The organism is Xenorhabdus sp. SGI240 (assembly GCF_040081915.1).
GTDB classification, from domain to species: domain Bacteria; phylum Pseudomonadota; class Gammaproteobacteria; order Enterobacterales; family Enterobacteriaceae; genus Xenorhabdus; species Xenorhabdus bakwenae.
Window position 1 is genome coordinate 1 of record NZ_JBEBMB010000079.1, and the last position, 20,325, is coordinate 20,325.

Sequence of the window (20,325 nt, forward strand, 5' to 3'; positions counted from 1 at the left end):
TTTAGAGCGCACGGATGCGTACAGATGGTTAGCAAGTCAACTGGAAATCAGTTTCAACGAATGTCACTTCGGCTGGTTCGACACTGATATGTGTGAACGGGCAGAGAATATATGCAGGAGTTTAGGTGATAGTAATGAATAATCAAAATGAACAACTACCCACCGTTATAAATAGTGGAACTATTAACATCGACAATATTCAGATAACAGTTCATACATTGGATAACGGGCAGCGTGTAATAGATGAAAATAGTATGCAGATATTTTTAAATTGGCTGGGAGGTGATAATAATGAACAATGATGTGATTGAGTTGGCGCGTGAATCAGTTAGCAATATCACCGATGAATATATTACTGAACATTTTAAAGGAACTAATTACGGGCACGAAAATTATCGAGCTATAATTGAACAAGGATGTTTAAAAACCATGGCGGGATATAGTAATGGCGGAACCACGAAATCAATATTAATTAAAATGGGATTAATTACAGAAAGGAATAAATTAACCAAATTAGGCCGTGAATTTTTATATCGTTCGTTTGAACTTAGGCCATGTAATGGCAGGTTAGGCGATAAACTCGCTGAATATGAAAATATGAAGCCTGTGGCTATATATAATTTAGCTGATGGCGAGGTTTATAAAAGCATTCATGATATAGGTGATGGGAAAAGCGTATTCGCAGTAAACCTATATCCTCACCGCAACAAATAGAGAACCATCATGGATATTATCGATGCAGCGAATGAATTAAATGAGCTGAGGTTATCTCATGCACTCCAGAACCGCCCACCAGCATTAACCAGCATCAACGGTATGTGCCGATGGTGTGAGACGGAGCCAGCAATACACGGTGCATTCTGTAGCAAAGAGTGCGGGGAGGATTATGAGCGGGATAGGAGGAAAATGAGGGATGAGTGACTACGGAGGCAGTAATACCTCAAAAGAACTGCGCGACCTCTGGCAAACTCCACTCCCGTTATTTCTGGCACTCGATTTAGAATTCGGATTTTATTTAGATGCCGCCGCCAACGCTCAAAATACCCTGTGTGCCCATTATCTCACGGAACGAGATAATGCACTGGTGTGTAATTGGGAGAGTTACGGTGCAATATTCTGTAATCCACCCTATAGCAATATTCCAAAATGGGTAGAGAAAGCCGCTATCGAATGTCAGAAACAGTTACAGCCAGTTGTGATGCTAGTTCCCTCTGACACATCTGTAGGCTGGTTTAAATTAGCAATGGAAACTGTCGATGAGGTCAGATTAATAACGGGTGGACGGATTTCATTTGTTAACGCAGAAACACAAAAACCAGTGAATGGAAATAACAAAGGTAGTTTATTGCTAATTTGGCGACCATTAACTAACCCACGCAGAATAATAACAACCGTTGATCGAGATTATTTGATTAATGTCGGCAATGAACAATTGAGGAAAATAGCATGAAAGTAACAATCGAAGTACCGAACAAGAAAGACATTGATATGGTATTTGGATTAGTAGCAGATTTCGTGAAGCAAAAAGATAGGAAAGTAAATGAATCCGTGTTCTTTACCATTAACAATGAACGCTCAGGAGTAATAAGGGAATCGCATAAAGGTAATATTTCCTGCCGTATTAACCCATGACTAGCGAATTCGAGAACGCAAGGAGGACGGTGGCGAGGGAATGCCTGAAAGAGCTTAGAAAGCTACCCAAACACGAATGCGATGAAGTCACACACTGGTGCTATATGGATGGTGTTCCTGCTCCAGTAGCGAAGAAGAAGCAAAAATGAGCAGTAGAGAACAATTTGAAAAATGGTTAACAGAAACTTATTCATGGGGCAAGGAAGAGTTAGAAAAAGCCTTCTTTCAGGAAGAATACCAATACTATATCAGTGACAGTGATGAATTATGCTTTACCTGGGAAGGCTGGAAAGGAAGAGGCAATACTCCGGTTGAGCTACCTCATTTCCTTGATTGCGATGACTATGATGAATTAGGGATTGAATATAACAGGGGCATTTCTCATTGCGAAACTTATCTGAAATCACAGGGGATAAAAGTCAATCTAATCACTGTGCTTATAGAGGAAGAAAATGACCAATAACTCACTCCATCTCACACAAATCATCGCCTCAGTATGGGGCGATCCGGCTGATATCACCGATGCAATCTGGCATGCAGGATACCGGAAAGGAGTTGAGAAATGAAGATGAACACGGCGTTCTTGTTAATGGCGGAATTTGAAACTTCGCAAATTCCTTTGTCGGCCATAGCAGAAAGATACCTCAAAATGAGTCCCGGAACTGCGGAACGCAAAGCAAATGAAGGAAAGCTGAATATTCCTACATACAAATTAACTGACAGTCAAAAATCACCGAGAATCGTTCATGTGAATGATCTGGCTGCATACATTGACGAACAAAGGGAGCTGGCTGCAAAAGAAATTGAGAGGATTCATTTTAAAAGGCAAGCAAACTAACAAAAAGACGTCAAAACTAATATGGGGTCGCTATCACAGCACCCCTATAGAACCCCAATAAGTCATAACTATTTGATTTAAAATGCACTATAATCTATAAGAAAGAAACTCAATATCAGGCATAAATACCTTACTTTTATTATCATCCGCTTTCCCTCAGTCATCACTTTTCCTCAATCGCCACGTAGAAACGACAAACTTTATCTATTTTGTTTCCGGTCTGCTGATTAACCAAACGCCCAATAAGATGAAAAAAACTCCCAACGTTTTTAACAGTGAGGTAGTTTCACTAAACCAAGGTAATAAAACCACCATTAAATAAACAAAGGCATAACTCAAGCTAATAATAGGGTACGCTTTATTCAATGGCAGATATTTTAATGTGAAAAACCAACATAACATGGAGAGTATATAACCCGCCAATCCGGCCGTCATCATCAACAAAGGATTGTGATTTGCCCAAAGCCAGTTGATATCCAGCCAATGCATTGATAACGAAAGTTCCGGCAGATGAGCAACTCCCCACTTCAATAACAATTGCGCTACAGTGATCAGCAAGACACTCGCCATCCCCCACAGATAACCTTTCATTGACTCAAACTCATCAATAAGATCCCGAACATAATGGCAAAAACCCCCATCCAGTGCTTTAACCCCACCTTTTCCTGATACAGGAACTGCCCAATTAAAGTCACTATGACAAAATTTATACTAAGCATAGGGTAAGCAATGCTCAGTGGAAAAAATTGTAATAATCGCAACCAAAATATCATCCCTATTCCCAACAGAAGAATAGCAGTGGACAGCCATATCGCCATCGATAGCACGTTATACGGGGTATCTTTTTTCTGCCAATAAATAACCGCCTGCTTCTGGCATAATTGCCCCGCACAAGTAAGCAGACTAACCAAAATTAATAATATTATTTTGCTACTCATGGCTGTTTCTTATAAATCACGAGCACAAATCTATGATTTCGACGCACAAAATCTGGCTCCGGTAATTCAGACAATTCACCTGCTGAGGGTAATAGAAAAACAATAGCGACTTGACCTTTTTTACGTGCTTTCACTAGCCACGCAGGAAATTCTTGCTCCGTGATATATCGATATTGGCTATCAGGGTAAGCAAGGCCATATTCTAATTCCCCAGGACGATCAAACATATAAATATCACTACGTTTCAATTCCCACGCAATGGCTGCTCCCACGCCAACAGATTGAGTCAAAATATATTTACTGTCAGACAACTCTTTTTCGTTTTGCTGAATGAAATGCTGGGGAAGTTTCGAATTTATCGTTTTATCAGGCAAAGCACTACCTATCGATAAGTTGAGCATAACTGAACAAGCAGCAGCCCATAGCCAATATTTACCATCGCAAATAAAACAAAAATAACCAATCCCACTCCAAACACCAAAGGCAATAATTCCTATAATCCATTTTAGCCATTCGTCGGGTTGATAAAGTGGGGAATTTTTTAAGGTTTCCAGAATAAAAAGCACCAAAATGGCAAGCAATCCAATGAAGACATTTACCAATCCATTTATTTTCACAATCTTCATGTTGCCATTTTTGACACAATCGACAGCATATTTTGCCATCATCAAAGCTAAAGGACCGATAAAGGGTAAAACGTAAGTGGGTAGTTTCCCTTTTGCGATGCTGAAAAATAAAAATGGAACAACAAACCAGCAAAACAAAAAAAACATTTCTGGGTGACTTTTTTTCTCCTTCCAGCTTTTGATTAAAGCGCCTGGTAGTAACCCTAGCCACGGGATCACGCCTAAGATCAATACAGGCAAGTAATACCAAACAGGGGCAATATGTTGAGCTTTCTCAGAAGCAAAACGCTGTATATGCTCTACCCAAAAGAAATAATGCCAGTAATCCGGCTCACGCACGGCAATCGCAATCACCCACGGCAAGCTGATTAAAACAGCAAAAATCACGGCAAGAGGACCGAAACGAACCATTTCCCAAAAGCGTCTTTGGTATATCGTAATGGGTAGTATGGCAATCACAGGTAACGCCAATGCCAGAAATCCTTTTGTCATAAAAGCCATCCCACAGGTCAACCCCAGAACAGACCATGCCAAAATTCGTTCTCGGATAGCCACCGCCTTAAGCGCCCAATAGCAGCTCACGATCCCCGCTGTAATCCATAAAGAAAACATAGGATCAAGGACACTGTAGGTGCCAATGGAAAAAACAATAAACATGGAAATGTAAATCAGGCCGGAAACGAAAGCAGTCTGGCGGCATTGCCACATCATCATTGCCAAACGATAAAGAAGCAATACGCTGATTAGGATACTAAGCACGGAACCAAAACGGACAGCAAAATTATTGTCACCAAAAATCCACTGGCTAATATTGTTGATCCAATAGCCTGCTACTGGTTTTTCAAAATAGCGGATATCCAAGAAGTAAGGTACGATCCAATCCCCACGTTGTAGCATTTCCCGGCTAATTTCAGCATACCGCGTTTCATCCGGCTGCCATAATAAACGACTATCCAGAGGCAATAAGTAAGTAAGAATAAAAAAAAGAGCCATCAGAACGGCTCCTGTTTTACTCGTTCGGGTGTTCAACATCTTATGTTTACCTCTTGTTGGCAACCTAACCAACCTTCACGACCAGGAAAATCCGAACGAACAATTTTTCCAACAGGGAGTGTATCCCTATTTTCTGGTAACAGATGGCTTAATTTACAGAACTGAATATCGCGTTGATGAAGCATGTCCAGCAATGTCTCAAATTGTGAAGATTTCGACATCCCTTCAACTTCGGTATGGATCGTATAAACAGGAACCCCATGATCATTTTTAATCGCGTCAAGGATAAAGTGATTAAAATCTGCATCGCTGACTTGTGTTCCAACAACTTCATCATAGGTAGGTAATGTGACAGGAATTTGTACGGTTCCCAAGTTGCCATCGGGCAAAAGTGGCCTGAATGGGTGTGTTCCACGGCAATCACTGTTGTAATTAAAGCCAAAATATTGTTTAACAGCCAGCACTCGTTCATCGGCTCGCCAACCCGCGACAGCTGAACATGTCACGGCTTTTCCTGTTGCCTTTTCCAACGCCTCAACACCTAACTTCACTTGTTCTGTTAATTCATTCTCCGACCAACGCCCTGCTTTTGCCTGCCAACCTTGATGATCCCATGCATGTAAACCAACTTCATGGCCTGCATCCATTGTTTGCTTCATCAAATGCCCTAAATCTTTTGCGATTTTTTTCCCCGGCCAGGCTGTACCCGCCAATAAAATATCCAGGCCATAAAGAGACACCGCATTTGATCTCAGCATCTTCCAGAGAAACTTCGGACGCAACAGGCGCCATAAATGACGCCCCATATTGTCCGGGCCAACACTGAAGAAAAAGCTGGCTTGAATATGGTGCTTTTGTAAAATTTCAAGCAACCGTGGTACACCTTCCTTAGTGCCTTGATAAGTGTCCACATCAATTCTCAAACCCACTTTTTTCATTCTGTTATTCCCGCTCTCTTCCTCTGTTTTCCAATTGACTTTTTAGTGTTTCCCTTTGGATTCTTCAACTGCTCCACGCAGAAAGAAATCCAATGTTTCATCAATGGTTTGCTGCATATCAATAGTGGGTTTCCAACCTAACAGACGCTCTGCATTTTTAATACTGGGTTTACGGTGCGCGACATCCTGATAGCCTCGTCCATAATAGCTGCTGCTTTCGATCTTCTTAAACCCTGCAAATGGGGGAAAGTGGCCTCGCAAATCATGTTGTTCGAAGCTGTCTAATAACATTTCAGCCAACTGGCGAATGCTCGCTTCATTTATTGGATTACCGATATTGATTATTTGGCTATCACATAGCCCACCACGGTTTTCAATGATCCTAAACAGGGCTTCGATACCATCATGGATATCAGTGAAACAGCGTTTTTGTTCTCCCCCATCCACCAGTTTAATCGGCGAGCCTTCCACCAGGTTCAAAATCAATTGGGTAATCGCTCTTGAACTACCAATGCGCGCTGAATTTAAGTTATCCAGTCTTGGTCCCATCCAGTTAAATGGACGGAATAAAGTAAATTTCAGGCCCTGTTGTGTGCCATATGCCCAAATAACTCGATCAAGTAGTTGTTTTGAAACTGAATAGATCCAACGCTGTTTATTAATAGGCCCAACAATCAGGCGCGAAGTATCTTCATCAAATTCTTTATCATCACACATACCATAAACTTCGGATGTGGATGGGAAAATAATCCGTTTATTGTATTTAACACAATACCGAACAATTTTAAGGTTCTCTTCAAAATCCAGTTCAAAGACTCGCAACGGATTACGGGTATATTCAATCGGCGTTGCGATTGCCACTAATGGCAGGATGACATCACATTTTTTGATGTGATATTCAATCCATTCAGTATGAATGCTGATATCACCTTCAATAAAGTGAAAGCGAGGATTACCAATAAATCGCTCAATCGCCGAAGAGCCAATATCCATCCCGTAAATGTCATAATTGCCATCACTCAACAAGCGTTCAGTCAGATGATTACCAATGAACCCATTGACGCCTAAAATGAGTACGCGCTTACGACGACTGATTTGAGCTGTTGCTTTAGGGCCAACATAAACCCCAGCCACAACGCCCATTTCAAGAGCTAATCGATTACCCTGAACATAAAGCCCTGACTCTCCTTGCCCGCTAATAATTTCCAGCGTACCTTCACCACAAGCAATCACAAAGGGATCAGTCGAGATTACGGTTCCTGGGCGTTTTCCGTGGGACTGATTAAGCGGTCGTGAACGCCAAATCGTCATCTTACGTTCACCGAGAAAAGTAAATGCCCCCGGATAGGGTTCTGTTACTGCCCTAACTAAGTTATTGATCTCTTGGGCAGACTTATTCCATACTATTTCACCATCTTCAGCGGTGCGACGGCCAAAATAAGTAGCCTGGCTTTCATCCTGTGGAATTGATGGATAATGACCGGATTTTATTTGAGGCAGAATACTATCCAATAATTCAACGGCCGCTTCACGTATTTTTCCATGAATTATCAAGGAAGTATCATTTTCAGCAATCTGTACAGCCTGTTGCGCGACAATATCTCCCGCATCTGGCTTCTCCAGCATTTTATGTAATGTTACACCGGTTTCGGTCTCTCCATTGAGTACTACCCAGTTAACGGGAGCACGGCCACGATATTTCGGTAACAAGGAGCCATGAAGGTTAAATGCCCCTTTTTCAGCCAGTGACAGAATTTCCTGGTTAAGCATGTTGCGATAGTAAAAAGAGAAAATAACATCTGGTTGCATCTCTCGAATGCGTTCAACCCAAAGTGGGTGATTCACATTTTCTGGCGCAAACACGGGTAAATCCAAATCAGCACCGATACGGGCAACAGAAGAGAAAAAGTGATTTTCATTTGGATTATCAGTGTGAGTGAATACGGCCTGAACATCAAAACCCGCTTTAACTAATGCATTAAGTCCGACACAACCAATATCGTGATAGGCAAAAATAACTGCTTTCATTAGCTTTCTTCCTGATTGTCGTTAGTCTTCTTAACTCCGACCACTTTTTGAATAAAATAGCGCGGGCGAGCACGAACATCGTTATATATTCGACCAATGTATTCACCCAACAGTCCCATGGCGACGAACTGTGCTCCAAGGAACATGAAAAGAATAGCAAACAGGGTAAACACCCCTTCAGCAGCCCACATTGAGCCAAATATAAGGCGTAGAACAATCAATAATACCGCCAACAAGAAACCTGTTATGGCAATGATACTTCCCGCGACACTCAGTAGCCGCAATGGTGCAGTGGTTAAGCACGTCAGAAGGTCATACATCAGGTTTATCAGTTTCATAAAATTGTACTTAGAATCCCCAAACTCACGCTCTGCATGGGCGACGTCAATTTCTATTGTTCTGCGGGCAAAGGTGTTAGCAAGGATGGGAATAAATGTGCTGCGTTCATGGCATTGAAGCATTGCTTGTACAATATGACGTCGATAGGCGCGTAACATGCAACCATAATCTCCCATTGAACGCCCCGTCGCCTTAGTTATCATCGCATTGATTATTTTAGAAGCGGTTTTACGGAACCAAGAGTCCTGCCGATGAAGACGACGTGTACCCACGACGTCATATCCCTCTTCCGCCGTTTTAACTAAACGAGGAATTTCTTCTGGCGGGTTTTGCAAATCAGCATCAAGTGTAATAATCAGATCGCCGTCAGCTTGATGGAAACCGGCCATAATGGCTGAATGTTGCCCATAATTACGGTTAAGCAAAATCGCAATCACATGATTTTCTGGAGATTCAGCCGTCTGAGTTAAGATCTCGACAGAACTATCATGGCTACCATCATCGACCAGGATTAATTCGTATTTCTGTTCTAATTTTTGGCACGCTGCGAGCGTTCTTTCCAATAACTGGGGTAAACTTTCTTCTTCGTTATAAACAGGAATAACGACTGAAACTTTTTTGATCTTCTCAAATGTCACTTACTTATGCTCCGAAAGAATTTCAGTTATCACATTCACGACACGATCTACATCGTCATTGCTCATATCTGGAAAAAGAGGTAATGAACACAGTGTTGATGAATTCCACTCAGATACAGGCAGGGAGAGTTGTGGATAACGCTCACGATAATATTTTTGTGTATGCGCGGCTCTGAAATGCAAACCTGTGCCAATATTTCTATCCTTTAGTCGTGCCATAAAAGTATCGCGGTCAATGCCACAGAGATCTTTGTCAACACGTACCATAAAAAGATGATGAGAATGCAAATGCGCATATTCGGGAACTTTCAGCATTTGTAATGGTGAGTTGATAAGAGCGGCAAAATAGCGAGCCACCAACTCCCGACGACGTGCATTCATTGATGTCAGTTTGCCTAGTTGCACAACTGCCATCGCTGCATGAATATCCGATAGGTTGTATTTAAAACCCGGCTCAATCACTTCCGCTTGAGGTTTCCTACCCTGAATTTGTCTGTCAAAAGCGTCAACAGCTAAACCATGAAATTTTAAGCAACGGATCCGTTGGGCAAGTTCATCATCATCTGTGACCAACATGCCGCCTTCGGCGCAGGTCATGTTTTTAATCGCATGGAAAGAAAAGATTGCAGTACCCCGCTCTCCGACCCATTCATTTTTATAACGGGTGCCGACAGCATGGGCTGCATCTTCAATCAGGGGAATGTTCGCTTTTTGAGCTACAGCGCGGAGAGCGTCAAGGTCACAAGGCGCTCCGGCATAATGAACGGGAATAATTGCTTTGGTTTTGGGGGTAATCGCTTTTTTGATGGTTTCTGCGCTGACCATTAATGTATCACGGTCAACATCAACCATGACAGGTTCAGCGCCCAGCAAACAAATCATATTGATAGTGGAAACCCAAGTTTGGGAAGGCGTAATGACTTCATCACCTGGGCCTATGCCGAGAGCCAGCAAAGCCAAATGCATTCCCGCCGTCGCGGAACACAGAGCAATTGCATGTTTGCAGCCAAACATGAGAGAAAAATCTTGCTCTAACTGATGGTTTTGTGGGCCTGTAGTAATCCAACCTGAGTGTAAAACTTTCTCTATCGCTTCTATCTCTTCGCCGCCAATTGCAGGACGAGAAAATGGCAAAAAATTATCCATAACCGCCTTGTGCCTTGTCTATCCCAAATTGTTTTATAATCAATCGATTCTAGGAGATGATTTTTGAACGAAACATAAACAAAAAGCAAATTGTGGTCAACCAGGCATCAAAAACAGATAGCAGGCAGTGATTATGGTGGATTTCACTGACAGAAATTATACGTGGTTAACCCTCCATAATTTATAGCTGGCATTTCTGATATGTCCAATATTTGCCTCAAAAACTTCTGATAAATTTCGTTCTGTCATTACATTCTCTGGTATACCCGATACTAACAATTTTCCATGCGAGAGCAGCCATACCTCTGTTGCCTGTTCATACGTGTGGTTAAGATCATGACTACTCAATAATACCGTTCCCCCCAATGCACAGAATTTTTTTATTAACTCATCTAAAACGGCTTGTTGGGTGATATCAAGATTATTTGTCGGCTCGTCAAGTAAGAGTAAGCTCCCATCGGGATTCAGATCCGGCCATATCTGAAAAAACGTGCCCGCCAATCTGACACGCTGCCACTCTCCACCTGAGAGTTGACCAATTGATGAAGTCAGCAATGGCAGAAGCTTCATTTGCTGGCAAAGTGCACACAACACATGTTCACTTTGAGCCAATGGTGCACACTCAGGGCGGAACATATCTAAATACTGAAAAACCGGCATGATAGGAACAGAAGAAGATTGAGAGCACCAGGCCCGACGCTTTGCCAATTCGTGCTGGCGGTAATCCTGCAAGTTTCGGCCATGCAAACAAATAGTGCCGCTATAGGATAAAACTCCCGCAATTGCTGCAAGCAGCGTACTTTTTCCTGAACCATTAAGCCCCACCAAATGAATCTGTTGCCCCGCCGTAACAGACTCAGACAATGAACTCAATCTGTTGTTGACAGTAACATCATCCAATTCCAAAATCGGCTGACCGATCATGTTGTTACCCTCATCTCCTTATCTTGCATTAGCAGGTTAGTTTGGTATGTCTTAATAGTGACGTGTTCTTAATAACAGCCATATAAAAATGGGGGAGCCTAACGTTACGGTGACAACGCCTATCGGCACTTCTGCGTGGGATAATGACAGACGGGAAATTAAATCTGCCAGCAGTAAACCACTGCCTCCCGCCAATACACTGGCCGGAAGTAATGCCTTATGATCGGTCAAACCAATCAATCTCAATATATGGGGAATAACCAAACCGATAAAACTGATTGCTCCCGCAAGGGCAACACTCAAACCAACTAATAATCCAATGACCGATACAAATACGTTACGCCATTGATGATGGGAAATCCCTAGTTGCCGGGCCTGTAACTCCCCAAGAGAGAGGTAATTCAAAATGTTACCTTTGCTGCTTAACCATAAGATGGCAGGAAGCAATGCAACAATCAGCCATTTTTGACGCCAATCAACACCGCTGAAACTTCCCATCATCCAATACATCAATTGCCGGAGATCCAGACTTGTACTGAAATAAACCATCCATGTCATCAACGCACCAAAGACCACCCCAAAAGCAACCCCAATCAATAACAGACGGGTATTGGTCACTTGATGTTTTCTGGAAAATCCCAGCAAAATAGCGGTCATGAAAAATGCCCCAAATACTGCACCAACACTTAATAACCACAATGGGGCAATACCATGAAAGATCAGTATTAAACCTACTACGACAACACCGGCACCATTACTGATCCCAAGCAATCCCGGCTCCGCTAACGGGTTTTCGAACAGAGCCTGCATAATTGCTCCTGACAGGGCTAAACTTGCACCAACTACCATAACGGCAATCGCCCTGGGCAATCTCAACTGCCAAATAAATAACCGGGCAGGCTCCGATAACCATTGATCAGGCCAAAACCAGATTTCACCGGCACATAATGACAAGATAAACAGAATAACGAATAGAACAGACAAAACCGCCATCACTCGATGGTTACGTTTTCTCTGATAGGTGATCAACTCATAAACAGAGCGCATTTGTGAGACCATTTAGAAAATAAGTACGCTTTTCATTGGGTACAATGAAATAGAGAAGATAAGAAAAAGACCGCAAGATGCGGCCTTTTTATGTATTTATTCTTTGGGTAACGCTTTTTCCACTCTGTTTTTCAGTTTTTGACCAGGGCGAAAAGTGACAACACGGCGAGCCGTAATCGGAATATCTTCACCTGTTTTTGGATTACGGCCTGGACGTTGATTTTTGTCTCGCAAATCAAAGTTGCCAAATCCAGATAATTTCACTTGCTCCCCATTCTCCAAAGAACGACGAACTTCTTCAAAGAATATTTCTACCAGATCTTTAGCGTCACGCTTGCTAATACCCAGTTTCTCAAACAGATTTTCTGACATTTCAGCTTTAGTAAGCGCCATAAGTTCAGTCCCTCAAGGATGCTTGGAATCGCTGTTCTAGTGCAGCAACGCATGTGTTGACGGTCGCAGCAATTTCTTCTTCTTCCAGTGTACGCATGGTATCCTGCAAGATTAAGCTAATAGCAAGGCTCTTGTAACCTTCCGCGACACCTTTACCACAATACACGTCAAATAAGTTTATGCCAACTATATGATTTACGCCAACTTTCTTACATTCAGCCAGAACATCTTCTGCGGCTACATTTTCAGGCACAACAATGGCGATATCGCGACGGTTAGATGGGAAGCGAGAAACTTCCTTTATCTCAGGGATCACGCGGTCTACCAGACCAGTCCATAATAACTCGAATACCACGGTACGGCCGTTTAAGTCAAGTTTACGCTCCAGTTCTGGATGAACAACACCGATATAGCCAATGTAATTATTTTCCAGATAAATCCCAGCGCTTTGTCCGGGATGTAAAGCAGGATGTTCTTCTGCCTTAAAGGAAATACCAGATAGTTTACCTGTCAGTTCTAAAACAGATTCTAAATCACCCTTCAAATCAAAGAAATCAACTGATTGTTTTTCAATCGACCAGTGCTCTTCGAAACGGTTTCCCGCAATAACACCACCAAGCATTAATTCCTGACGGATGCCATGTTCCGCATTTTCATCCGGCACAAAACGCAACCCTGTTTCGAATAAGCGGACACGGTTTTGCTGACGGTTCTGATTATAGGCGACAGTTGTCAGTAATCCTGTCAACAAGGACAGACGCATTGCAGACATATCTGCCGAAATTGGATTAGGCAAAATTAACGCTTCTTCCTGCGGGTGAAGATGTTTCTGAATCTTAGGATCAACGAAACTATAAGTAATCGCTTCTTGATAACCTCTGTCCACCAGCATGGTTTTAACCCGTTTCAATGGCAAATCAGCTTCACGATGTGAAGTCATAATCAGATCTGCACGCACTGGAACGTCAGGAATGTTGTTATAACCGTAAATACGGGCGACCTCTTCAACAAGATCTTCCTCGATTTGCATATCAAAACGCCAGCCAGGGGCAACCGCTTGCCAGCTTCCATTCTGGACAGTGACCTTGCAACCTAAACGCGTCAGGATATCGGTTACTTGTTCATCAGCAACATGATGACCAATCAAGCGATCCAATTTATGGCGATTAAGCGTAATCGTTGCTGGTTTTGGTAAGTGAGATTCGCTAGTAACATCAACGACTTCCCCAGCTTCTCCACCACAGATGTCGATCAATAACTGGGTGGCATATTCCATCGCTTTATGCTGGAGCTGTGGATCAACACCACGTTCAAAACGGTGGGAAGCATCAGTATGCAAACCATAACGGCGAGCACGGCCAGTAATTGCCAGTGGTGCGAAGAATGCACATTCTAGCATAATATGCTGTGTTTCTGCATTAACACCAGAATATTCCCCGCCGAAAATCCCTGCCATAGCAACCGGTTGTTTTTCATCAGAAATAACTAGTGTTTCAGCAGAAAGCTCTACTTCATTACCATCTAGCAGAGTAAGTTTTTCACCTTGTTCAGCAAAGCGAACGATAATTGAACCATGCAAACGTTCCAAATCGAACGCGTGTAATGGTTGGCCCAATTCGAGCAAAACATAGTTGGTGATATCAACAACCGGATCAATGGAACGAACACCACCACGACGCAGCTTTTCGCACATCCACAATGGGGTGATCGCCTTGATGTTCACATTCTTGATCACACGCCCCAAATAGCGTGGACAAGCTTCAGGCGCATCAACACGAATAGGGAATGTTGCATCTGTAGTGGGTTTAACCGCTTCGATTTTCGGCTCTGTCATGGGCAATTTATTGATAACCGCAACGTCACGGGCAACTCCCATGATACTCAGGCAGTCAGCACGGTTTGGTGTAATGCTGATTTCAATCGCATTATCGTCCAATTTCATGTAATCACGCAGATCAACACCTATCGGAGCTTCTGCTGGCAGTTCAATAATGCCATCCTGATCATCAGCAATACCGAGTTCAGCAAATGAACACAGCATGCCTTCTGACGGCTCGCCCCGCAATTTCGCCGGCTTAATTTTGAAATCACCGGGCAGCACAGCCCCCACTGTCGCAACAGCAACACGCAGCCCTTGACGACAATTCGGTGCGCCACAGACAATGTCTAACAGACGTTCACCACCGACATTAACTTTTGTGACACGTAACTTATCTGCATTTGGATGTTGTCCACACTCAACAACTTCACCAACAAATACACCGTGGAATTGACCTGCCACTTTTTCAACACCATCAACTTCCAAACCCGCCATGGTGATTTGATCAGACAATGCTTCACTATTAATGGCTGGGTTTGCCCACTCGCGTAACCAGAGTTCACTGAATTTCATGAGATATACCCGCCTTATTTAAATTGTTTGAGGAAACGTAAATCATTTTCGAAGAATGCACGCAAATCTGTAACACCATAACGCAGCATGGTCAGACGCTCCATTCCCATGCCAAAGGCAAAACCAGAATAGATTTCAGGATCAATACCCACATTGCGTAATACGTTAGGATGCACCATACCGCAACCCAAAACCTCTAACCATTTCCCATTTTTTCCCATCACATCAACTTCTGCGGAAGGTTCTGTAAATGGAAAATAAGAAGGACGGAAACGTATCTGCATATCCTCTTCAAAGAAGTTATTCAAAAAGTCATGCAATGTACCTTTCAGGTTGGTAAAACTGATATTTTTATCAACGATCAGCCCTTCTATCTGATGAAACATCGGGGTATGTGTCTGATCGTAATCATTACGGTATACACGTCCTGGCGCAATAATGCGGATGGGTGGCTGACGCTCTTTCATGGTACGGATCTGTACCCCAGAAGTCTGAGTACGTAGCAAACGCGTCGCATCAAACCAGAAAGTATCGTGATCAGCACGCGCAGGATGGTGTGCAGGAATATTCAGAGCATCAAAGTTATGATAGTCATCTTCGATTTCCGGGCCTGATTCAACAGAAAAACCCAACTCGCCAAAGAAAGTTTCAATACGTTCAATCGTGCGGGTAACAGGGTGCAAGCCACCATTTTCCATACGACGACCAGGCAATGAAACATCAATTTTTTCTGCTGACAAACGCGCATTCAGAATATCAGCTTCCAGCTTTGCTTTACGCACATTCAAAGCTTCTTGAACTTCTTGTTTCGCCTGATTAATAACAGCCCCTGCCGCTGGACGTTCCTCGGCTGGTAAGTCACGCAGTGATGACATCTGGAGGGTTAAATGGCCTTTTTTTCCCAGGTATTCAACTCGCACCAAATCCAACGCGGCAACATCCTGGGCTTCTTCCACGGCTGTTTTTGCCTTTGCAACCAGCTCAGTAAGATGTGACATCGTTTTCCTCTTCCTTTGGCCTGATGGCCCTTTAGTTGTTATCGACTATGTCCTCATGTTATCAATTAATGAGGCCATAAAAATAAAAAAGCCTCCACACTGGAGGCTCAAGCGCTATTTTTCGTTTCTTTTCTTACGCGCGAAGCCCCCTGCTTTCAGGTGCTAAAGTAAAAAAAGAAACGAAAAAAGGCTAACTTTATCATTTGTGTTCTTTCTCCTGTACCTTCTTGCACTCACTAATCGCAATCTTAACCACAATACTCTCTGATCGCAGATATTATCTAATCTCTTGGAGAAAAGTAAAAGAGGGAGCAAGCTCCCTCTTTTAACCTGACTTATGCCAGAGCGCCCTTCGCTTTTTCAACCAAAGCAGCGAATGCTACTTTGTCGAATACAGCGATGTCAGCCAAGATCTTACGGTCGATTTCAATCGAAGCCTTTTTCAGGCCATTGATGAAACGGCTGTAAGACATGCCGTTCTGACGTGCAGCAGCGTTGATACGTGCAATCCACAGTTGACGGAATTGACGTTTACGCTGACGGCGGTCACGGTAAGCGTACTGACCAGCTTTGATAACAGCCTGGAAAGCAACACGATAAACGCGCGAACGAGCACCGTAGTAACCTTTCGCTTGTTTCAAAATTTTCTTGTGACGTGCACGGGCAATAACACCACGTTTTACGCGAGCCATATACTTCTCCTATCGTCTCTGAGTTCTAATCTAAAAAAATCTGCTTATGCGTATGGCAGACAAGCAACAACCAGGCCCAGATCACCTTTGGAGACCATGCCTTTTGGACGTAAATGACGCTTACGCTTGGTTGATTTTTTAGTCAGAATATGACGAAGGTTAGCGTGCTTACGCTTGAAACCGCCACTTGCAGTTTTTTTGAAGCGTTTAGCTGCGCCGCGTACTGTTTTAATCTTTGGCATTTTAATTTCCACTTCGCATTGTTAATTACAACGAACTAGTAAGGCGAATGGACTCCAGCCATAATTAACTGGAGTCCATTACTTGTTTGCCTGACTATTTCTTCTTAGGAGCGAGCACCATGATCATCTGGCGGCCTTCAACCTTCGTTGGGAAGGATTCGACCACAGCCAGTTCATTCAGATCGTCACGGATACGGTTAAGCATCTCAATACCAATCTGTTGGTGCGCCATTTCACGCCCACGGAAACGCAGGGTGATTTTGGCTTTATCGCCATCTTCCAGAAAACGAATCAGGTTGCGTAGTTTGACCTGATAGTCGCCTTCATCTGTACCAGGACGGAATTTAATTTCCTTGACCTGAATAACTTTTTGTTTCTTTTTCTGTTCTTTGACTGACTTACTCTTTTCATAGAGGAACTTGCCGTAATCCATAATACGACAAACCGGCGGTTCGGCATTTGGGCTGATTTCAACTAAATCAACACCAGCTTCCTCAGCTTTTTCGAGAGCTTCCCTCAGACTGACAATACCAATCTGTTCGCCATCTAATCCAGTTAAACGAACTTCAGACGCGCGAATCTCTTCATTAATGCGATTTGGGCGCGCCGGTTGAATTCTTTTTCCGCCTTTAATACCTTATACCTCCAATTGGTGAAGATTACGACTGCGTATTTCTGTCAGCAGTTTTTCTGTAAACTCACTGATTTCAATGCTACCTAAATCTTTGCCGCGGCGAGTACGAACGGATGCTTTTCCTGATTCGACTTCTTTGTCACCACAAACAAACATGTAAGGCACACGACGCAGAGTGTGTTCACGGATTTTAAAACCAATCTTCTCGTTTCTCAAGTCTGCTTTTGCACGAATGCCTGCATCTTGAAGTTTTTTAACCAATTCCTGTACATAATCTGACTGGCCATCAGTAATATTCATAACGACGACCTGCTGAGGTGCCAACCATGTTGGGAAAAACCCAGCATACTCTTCTGTCAGGATACCAATAAACCGTTCCAGTGATCCCAGAACCGCACGGTGAATCATCACAGGAACCTTGCGTTCATTATTTTCACCTACATATGACGCACTCAGGCGTGCTGGCAGTGAAAAATCGAGTTGCACAGTACCACATTGCCACGCACGATCCAAACAATCATAGAGAGTAAATTCAATTTTAGGGCCATAAAATGCCCCTTCACCCGGCTGGTATTCAAATTCAATACCATTTTGGATTAATGCTTCAGCAAGATCCGCTTCTGCTTCATCCCACTGTTTTTCCGTACCAATCCGTTTTTCCGGGCGTGTTGATAATTTAACAACAATCTTCTCAAAGCCAAATGTGCCGTACACATCATAAATCATTTTGATACAGCTACTGACTTCTTGAAGGATCTGATCTTCAGTACAGAAAATATGCGCATCATCTTGCGTAAAACCGCGTACACGCATCAAACCATGTAAAGCGCCAGAGGGTTCGTTACGATGACAGCTACCAAACTCAGCCATCCGCAACGGCAAGTCACGATAAGATTTCAACCCTTGGTTGAAAATCTGAACATGGCCTGGGCAATTCATCGGTTTTACGCAATATTCGCGGTTTTCCGATGAAGTAGTGAACATGTTTTCTTTATAATTTTCCCAGTGCCCGGTTTTTTCCCACAGGATACGGTCCATCATAAATGGGCCTTTTACTTCCTGGTATTGGTAATCTTTGAGCTTTGTGCGGACGAAAGTTTCTAATTCACGGAAAATTGTCCAGCCATCATTATGCCAAAATGCCATGCCTGGTGCTTCTTCCTGCATATGATACAGGTCAAGCTGCTTACCAATTTTACGGTGATCGCGTTTTGCTGCTTCTTCCAAACGCTGTAAATAGGCATTAAGCTGTTTCTTATCCGCCCATGCAGTACCATAAATACGCTGCAACATTTTGTTGTCACTGTTACCGCGCCAGTATGCTCCTGCAACTTTTTGCAGTTTAAAGTGATGGCAAAAACGCATGTTAGGAACATGCGGCCCACGGCACATATCAACGTATTCTTCATGGTGATACAGACCAGGACGATCATCACGACTAATATTTTCGTCCAAAATCTGGATTTTATACTCTTCACTGCGAGCTGCAAATGTGTCACGCGCTTCTTGCCAGCCAACTCTTTTTTTGATGACATCGTAATCTTTTACGGCAAGTTCCAGCATACGTTTTTCAAGCAGCTCGATATCTTCCTGTGTCAAAGCGCGATCTAAATCGACGTCATAGTAGAAACCATTATCAATAACAGGACCGATAGCCATTTTCGTATCAGGCCACAACTGCTTAATTGCATGGCCCAACAAATGTGCGCATGAATGACGGATAATTTCCAAACCTTCTTCATTCTTGCTGGTGATAATGGCAAGATTGGCATCGGTCTCAATTAATTCACACGCATCAACCAATTCACCATTAACACGGCCAGCAATACACGCTTTTGCCAAACCAGCACCGATATCACGAGCCACATCCATTACGGAAACAGCATGCTCAAATTGACGTTGACTACCGTCAGGAAGAGTAATTACAGGCATTTAAAATCCTTAATATACAGTGGTGACCCACACGAAAGATCACTTGCATTATATCAAATTCATATTAATTAGTACGTTAGAAACAAATCCTTGCTTCACTCCGCAAGATGTGTACAGATTTAAGGTCACATTTTCAAAATGTATCCGGTACATTTGCCTAACTCGGCCGATATACTAGCACACAGAGTAGGTGTTAAAATAGCTCTGTGAGAATATATTTAAACGATTTCCATGCACGTACACAACTTAACGGAAATGTAAAATGACAATAATAGGTAAAATGGCTGTTTCTATATATTGTATCAAATATTACTAACATAGAGACAGCCTAATATAATTGTCGGTATTAATCACTTGTCATGATTTTATTTCTCCAATAATTACTATGTATCTTTTCATGAGTAACTGGATCAATGATATAATATTCAAAGTAAATCTTTCCTGCCCCTCCAGTCACATATCCCTTCACATCATTAAGCTCTGGTGAATCAATTTTAATGATGACCGTCGACAATTTCCCTCCTGGTTTATCTGGAGCATGAGGAGCAACAACTGAAAATATCTTATTAAAATTCTGATTTGCTGAACTAATATACATTCTTAAATATATTTTTTCACCCCAAAGAGGATAAGAGGGATCATTTTCATCATTAGTACACAAAAATTTTACATATAATTGACACCCACTGACAGCATAATTAGATACATCTCTTTGAGTAATATTCTCATGGTTTGGTTTTTCTTCATCGTCAGAATGTTCAAGTTTAGGATCTTGCTTTATATCAGCAAAACTTGAGAAAACCACAGGCATATTATATGTTCTTTTCACACTATCATCAGGTGAAGTTAGCTCATTACCTATATATGTATAGCAAAATCATACTAATATGTCATAATATCCAAATCCAAAATGACAAGGCATAAAGTGAAATGGGTTACAGTCTAGATTTTCGAA

The 20,325-nt window shown here is 42.6% G+C and carries 25 protein-coding genes and 1 other annotated feature; of the genes, 8 read left to right on the top strand and 17 right to left on the bottom strand.

Annotated elements, in window-relative coordinates:
* The 8 genes from ABLA76_RS14985 to ABLA76_RS15020 form a co-directional block, all read left to right on the top strand.
* Nucleotides 1-142: zinc-finger-containing protein (locus tag ABLA76_RS14985; RefSeq protein ID WP_348988548.1), on the top strand; the 142-nt coding region annotated here is incomplete at its 5' end.
* Complete coding sequence (locus ABLA76_RS14990; protein WP_160300184.1) at nt 135-302, top strand: hypothetical protein; 168 nt, start codon at nt 135-137, stop codon at nt 300-302. The genes ABLA76_RS14985 and ABLA76_RS14990, both read left to right, overlap by 8 nt.
* Entirely contained in the window at nt 292-714 is a 423-nt protein-coding gene (locus ABLA76_RS14995) for a hypothetical protein (protein WP_348988533.1), read from the top strand. Before ABLA76_RS14990 ends, ABLA76_RS14995 begins: the two co-directional genes overlap by 11 nt.
* Nucleotides 715-723: 9 nt before the next feature.
* Entirely contained in the window at nt 724-921 is a 198-nt protein-coding gene (locus ABLA76_RS15000; protein ID WP_348988534.1) for a hypothetical protein, read from the top strand.
* On the top strand, nt 914-1,450 hold the full coding sequence (locus tag ABLA76_RS15005; protein ID WP_348988535.1) for a phage N-6-adenine-methyltransferase: 537 nt from the start codon (nt 914-916) through the stop codon (nt 1,448-1,450). Before ABLA76_RS15000 ends, ABLA76_RS15005 begins: the two co-directional genes overlap by 8 nt.
* Nucleotides 1,447-1,632: a hypothetical protein gene (locus ABLA76_RS15010; RefSeq protein WP_348988536.1), complete on the top strand. Its 186-nt coding sequence runs from the start codon at nt 1,447-1,449 to the stop codon at nt 1,630-1,632. Before ABLA76_RS15005 ends, ABLA76_RS15010 begins: the two co-directional genes overlap by 4 nt.
* A 145-nt stretch (nt 1,633-1,777) precedes the next feature.
* Nucleotides 1,778-2,095: a hypothetical protein gene (locus tag ABLA76_RS15015; protein ID WP_348988537.1), complete on the top strand. Its 318-nt coding sequence runs from the start codon at nt 1,778-1,780 to the stop codon at nt 2,093-2,095.
* Nucleotides 2,096-2,200: 105 nt separating this feature from the next.
* Complete coding sequence (locus ABLA76_RS15020; RefSeq protein WP_348988549.1) at nt 2,201-2,470, top strand: pyocin activator PrtN family protein; 270 nt, start codon at nt 2,201-2,203, stop codon at nt 2,468-2,470.
* Between the two features lie 204 nt (nt 2,471-2,674).
* On the opposite strand, the gene arnF is transcribed toward ABLA76_RS15020, so the two are convergent.
* From arnF to ABLA76_RS15105, 17 genes are all read right to left on the bottom strand, one after another.
* On the bottom strand, nt 2,675-3,061 hold the full coding sequence (arnF, locus tag ABLA76_RS15025; RefSeq protein ID WP_285810507.1) for a 4-amino-4-deoxy-L-arabinose-phosphoundecaprenol flippase subunit ArnF: 387 nt from the start codon (nt 3,059-3,061) through the stop codon (nt 2,675-2,677).
* On the bottom strand, nt 3,058-3,408 hold the full coding sequence (gene arnE / locus ABLA76_RS15030; protein ID WP_348988538.1) for a 4-amino-4-deoxy-L-arabinose-phosphoundecaprenol flippase subunit ArnE: 351 nt from the start codon (nt 3,406-3,408) through the stop codon (nt 3,058-3,060). Before arnE ends, arnF begins: the two co-directional genes overlap by 4 nt.
* Nucleotides 3,405-5,066, bottom strand: coding sequence for a lipid IV(A) 4-amino-4-deoxy-L-arabinosyltransferase (gene arnT / locus ABLA76_RS15035; protein WP_348988539.1), 1,662 nt, complete (start codon nt 5,064-5,066; stop codon nt 3,405-3,407). Before arnT ends, arnE begins: the two co-directional genes overlap by 4 nt.
* Nucleotides 5,060-5,965, bottom strand: coding sequence for a 4-deoxy-4-formamido-L-arabinose-phosphoundecaprenol deformylase (arnD, locus tag ABLA76_RS15040; RefSeq protein WP_348988540.1), 906 nt, complete (start codon nt 5,963-5,965; stop codon nt 5,060-5,062). The genes arnT and arnD overlap by 7 nt, the downstream gene beginning before the upstream one ends.
* A gap of 42 nt (nt 5,966-6,007) precedes the next feature.
* Entirely contained in the window at nt 6,008-7,993 is a 1,986-nt protein-coding gene (gene arnA / locus ABLA76_RS15045) for a bifunctional UDP-4-amino-4-deoxy-L-arabinose formyltransferase/UDP-glucuronic acid oxidase ArnA (RefSeq protein ID WP_348988541.1), read from the bottom strand.
* The gene (arnC, locus tag ABLA76_RS15050) at nt 7,993-8,970 is read right to left on the bottom strand and encodes an undecaprenyl-phosphate 4-deoxy-4-formamido-L-arabinose transferase (RefSeq protein WP_047771728.1); all 978 of its coding nucleotides are present in this window, start codon (nt 8,968-8,970) and stop codon (nt 7,993-7,995) included. The genes arnA and arnC overlap by 1 nt, the downstream gene beginning before the upstream one ends.
* The gene (arnB, locus tag ABLA76_RS15055) at nt 8,971-10,116 is read right to left on the bottom strand and encodes a UDP-4-amino-4-deoxy-L-arabinose aminotransferase (RefSeq protein WP_348988542.1); all 1,146 of its coding nucleotides are present in this window, start codon (nt 10,114-10,116) and stop codon (nt 8,971-8,973) included.
* A gap of 156 nt (nt 10,117-10,272) precedes the next feature.
* Nucleotides 10,273-11,040, bottom strand: a complete 768-nt coding sequence (btuD, locus tag ABLA76_RS15060; RefSeq protein ID WP_348988543.1) for a vitamin B12 ABC transporter ATP-binding protein BtuD — start codon at nt 11,038-11,040, stop codon at nt 10,273-10,275.
* Between the two features lie 51 nt (nt 11,041-11,091).
* On the bottom strand, nt 11,092-12,087 hold the full coding sequence (gene btuC / locus ABLA76_RS15065) for a vitamin B12 ABC transporter permease BtuC (RefSeq protein ID WP_083446793.1): 996 nt from the start codon (nt 12,085-12,087) through the stop codon (nt 11,092-11,094).
* 96 nt (nt 12,088-12,183) lie between these two features.
* On the bottom strand, nt 12,184-12,480 hold the full coding sequence (gene ihfA / locus ABLA76_RS15070) for an integration host factor subunit alpha (RefSeq protein ID WP_010847339.1): 297 nt from the start codon (nt 12,478-12,480) through the stop codon (nt 12,184-12,186).
* A gap of 4 nt (nt 12,481-12,484) precedes the next feature.
* On the bottom strand, nt 12,485-14,872 hold the full coding sequence (gene pheT, locus ABLA76_RS15075) for a phenylalanine--tRNA ligase subunit beta (protein ID WP_348988544.1): 2,388 nt from the start codon (nt 14,870-14,872) through the stop codon (nt 12,485-12,487).
* A 14-nt stretch (nt 14,873-14,886) separates the two neighbouring features.
* On the bottom strand, nt 14,887-15,870 hold the full coding sequence (pheS, locus tag ABLA76_RS15080) for a phenylalanine--tRNA ligase subunit alpha (protein WP_348988545.1): 984 nt from the start codon (nt 15,868-15,870) through the stop codon (nt 14,887-14,889).
* An 81-nt stretch (nt 15,871-15,951) separates the two neighbouring features.
* Nucleotides 15,952-16,074: a sequence feature (Phe leader region), on the bottom strand.
* Between the two features lie 131 nt (nt 16,075-16,205).
* Nucleotides 16,206-16,562, bottom strand: a complete 357-nt coding sequence (rplT, locus tag ABLA76_RS15085; RefSeq protein ID WP_010847342.1) for a 50S ribosomal protein L20 — start codon at nt 16,560-16,562, stop codon at nt 16,206-16,208.
* A gap of 44 nt (nt 16,563-16,606) precedes the next feature.
* On the bottom strand, nt 16,607-16,804 hold the full coding sequence (gene rpmI, locus ABLA76_RS15090) for a 50S ribosomal protein L35 (RefSeq protein WP_006118955.1): 198 nt from the start codon (nt 16,802-16,804) through the stop codon (nt 16,607-16,609).
* A gap of 94 nt (nt 16,805-16,898) precedes the next feature.
* Nucleotides 16,899-17,438, bottom strand: a complete 540-nt coding sequence (gene infC / locus ABLA76_RS15095) for a translation initiation factor IF-3 (RefSeq protein WP_072059829.1) — start codon at nt 17,436-17,438, stop codon at nt 16,899-16,901.
* Between the two features lie 3 nt (nt 17,439-17,441).
* Nucleotides 17,442-19,370, bottom strand: a complete 1,929-nt coding sequence (gene thrS / locus ABLA76_RS15100) for a threonine--tRNA ligase (RefSeq protein ID WP_348988546.1) — start codon at nt 19,368-19,370, stop codon at nt 17,442-17,444.
* A gap of 346 nt (nt 19,371-19,716) precedes the next feature.
* A complete protein-coding gene (locus ABLA76_RS15105) occupies nt 19,717-20,199 on the bottom strand; it encodes a hypothetical protein (RefSeq protein ID WP_348988547.1) in 483 nt (160 codons plus the stop codon).
* Nucleotides 20,200-20,325: the final 126 nt, after the last annotated feature.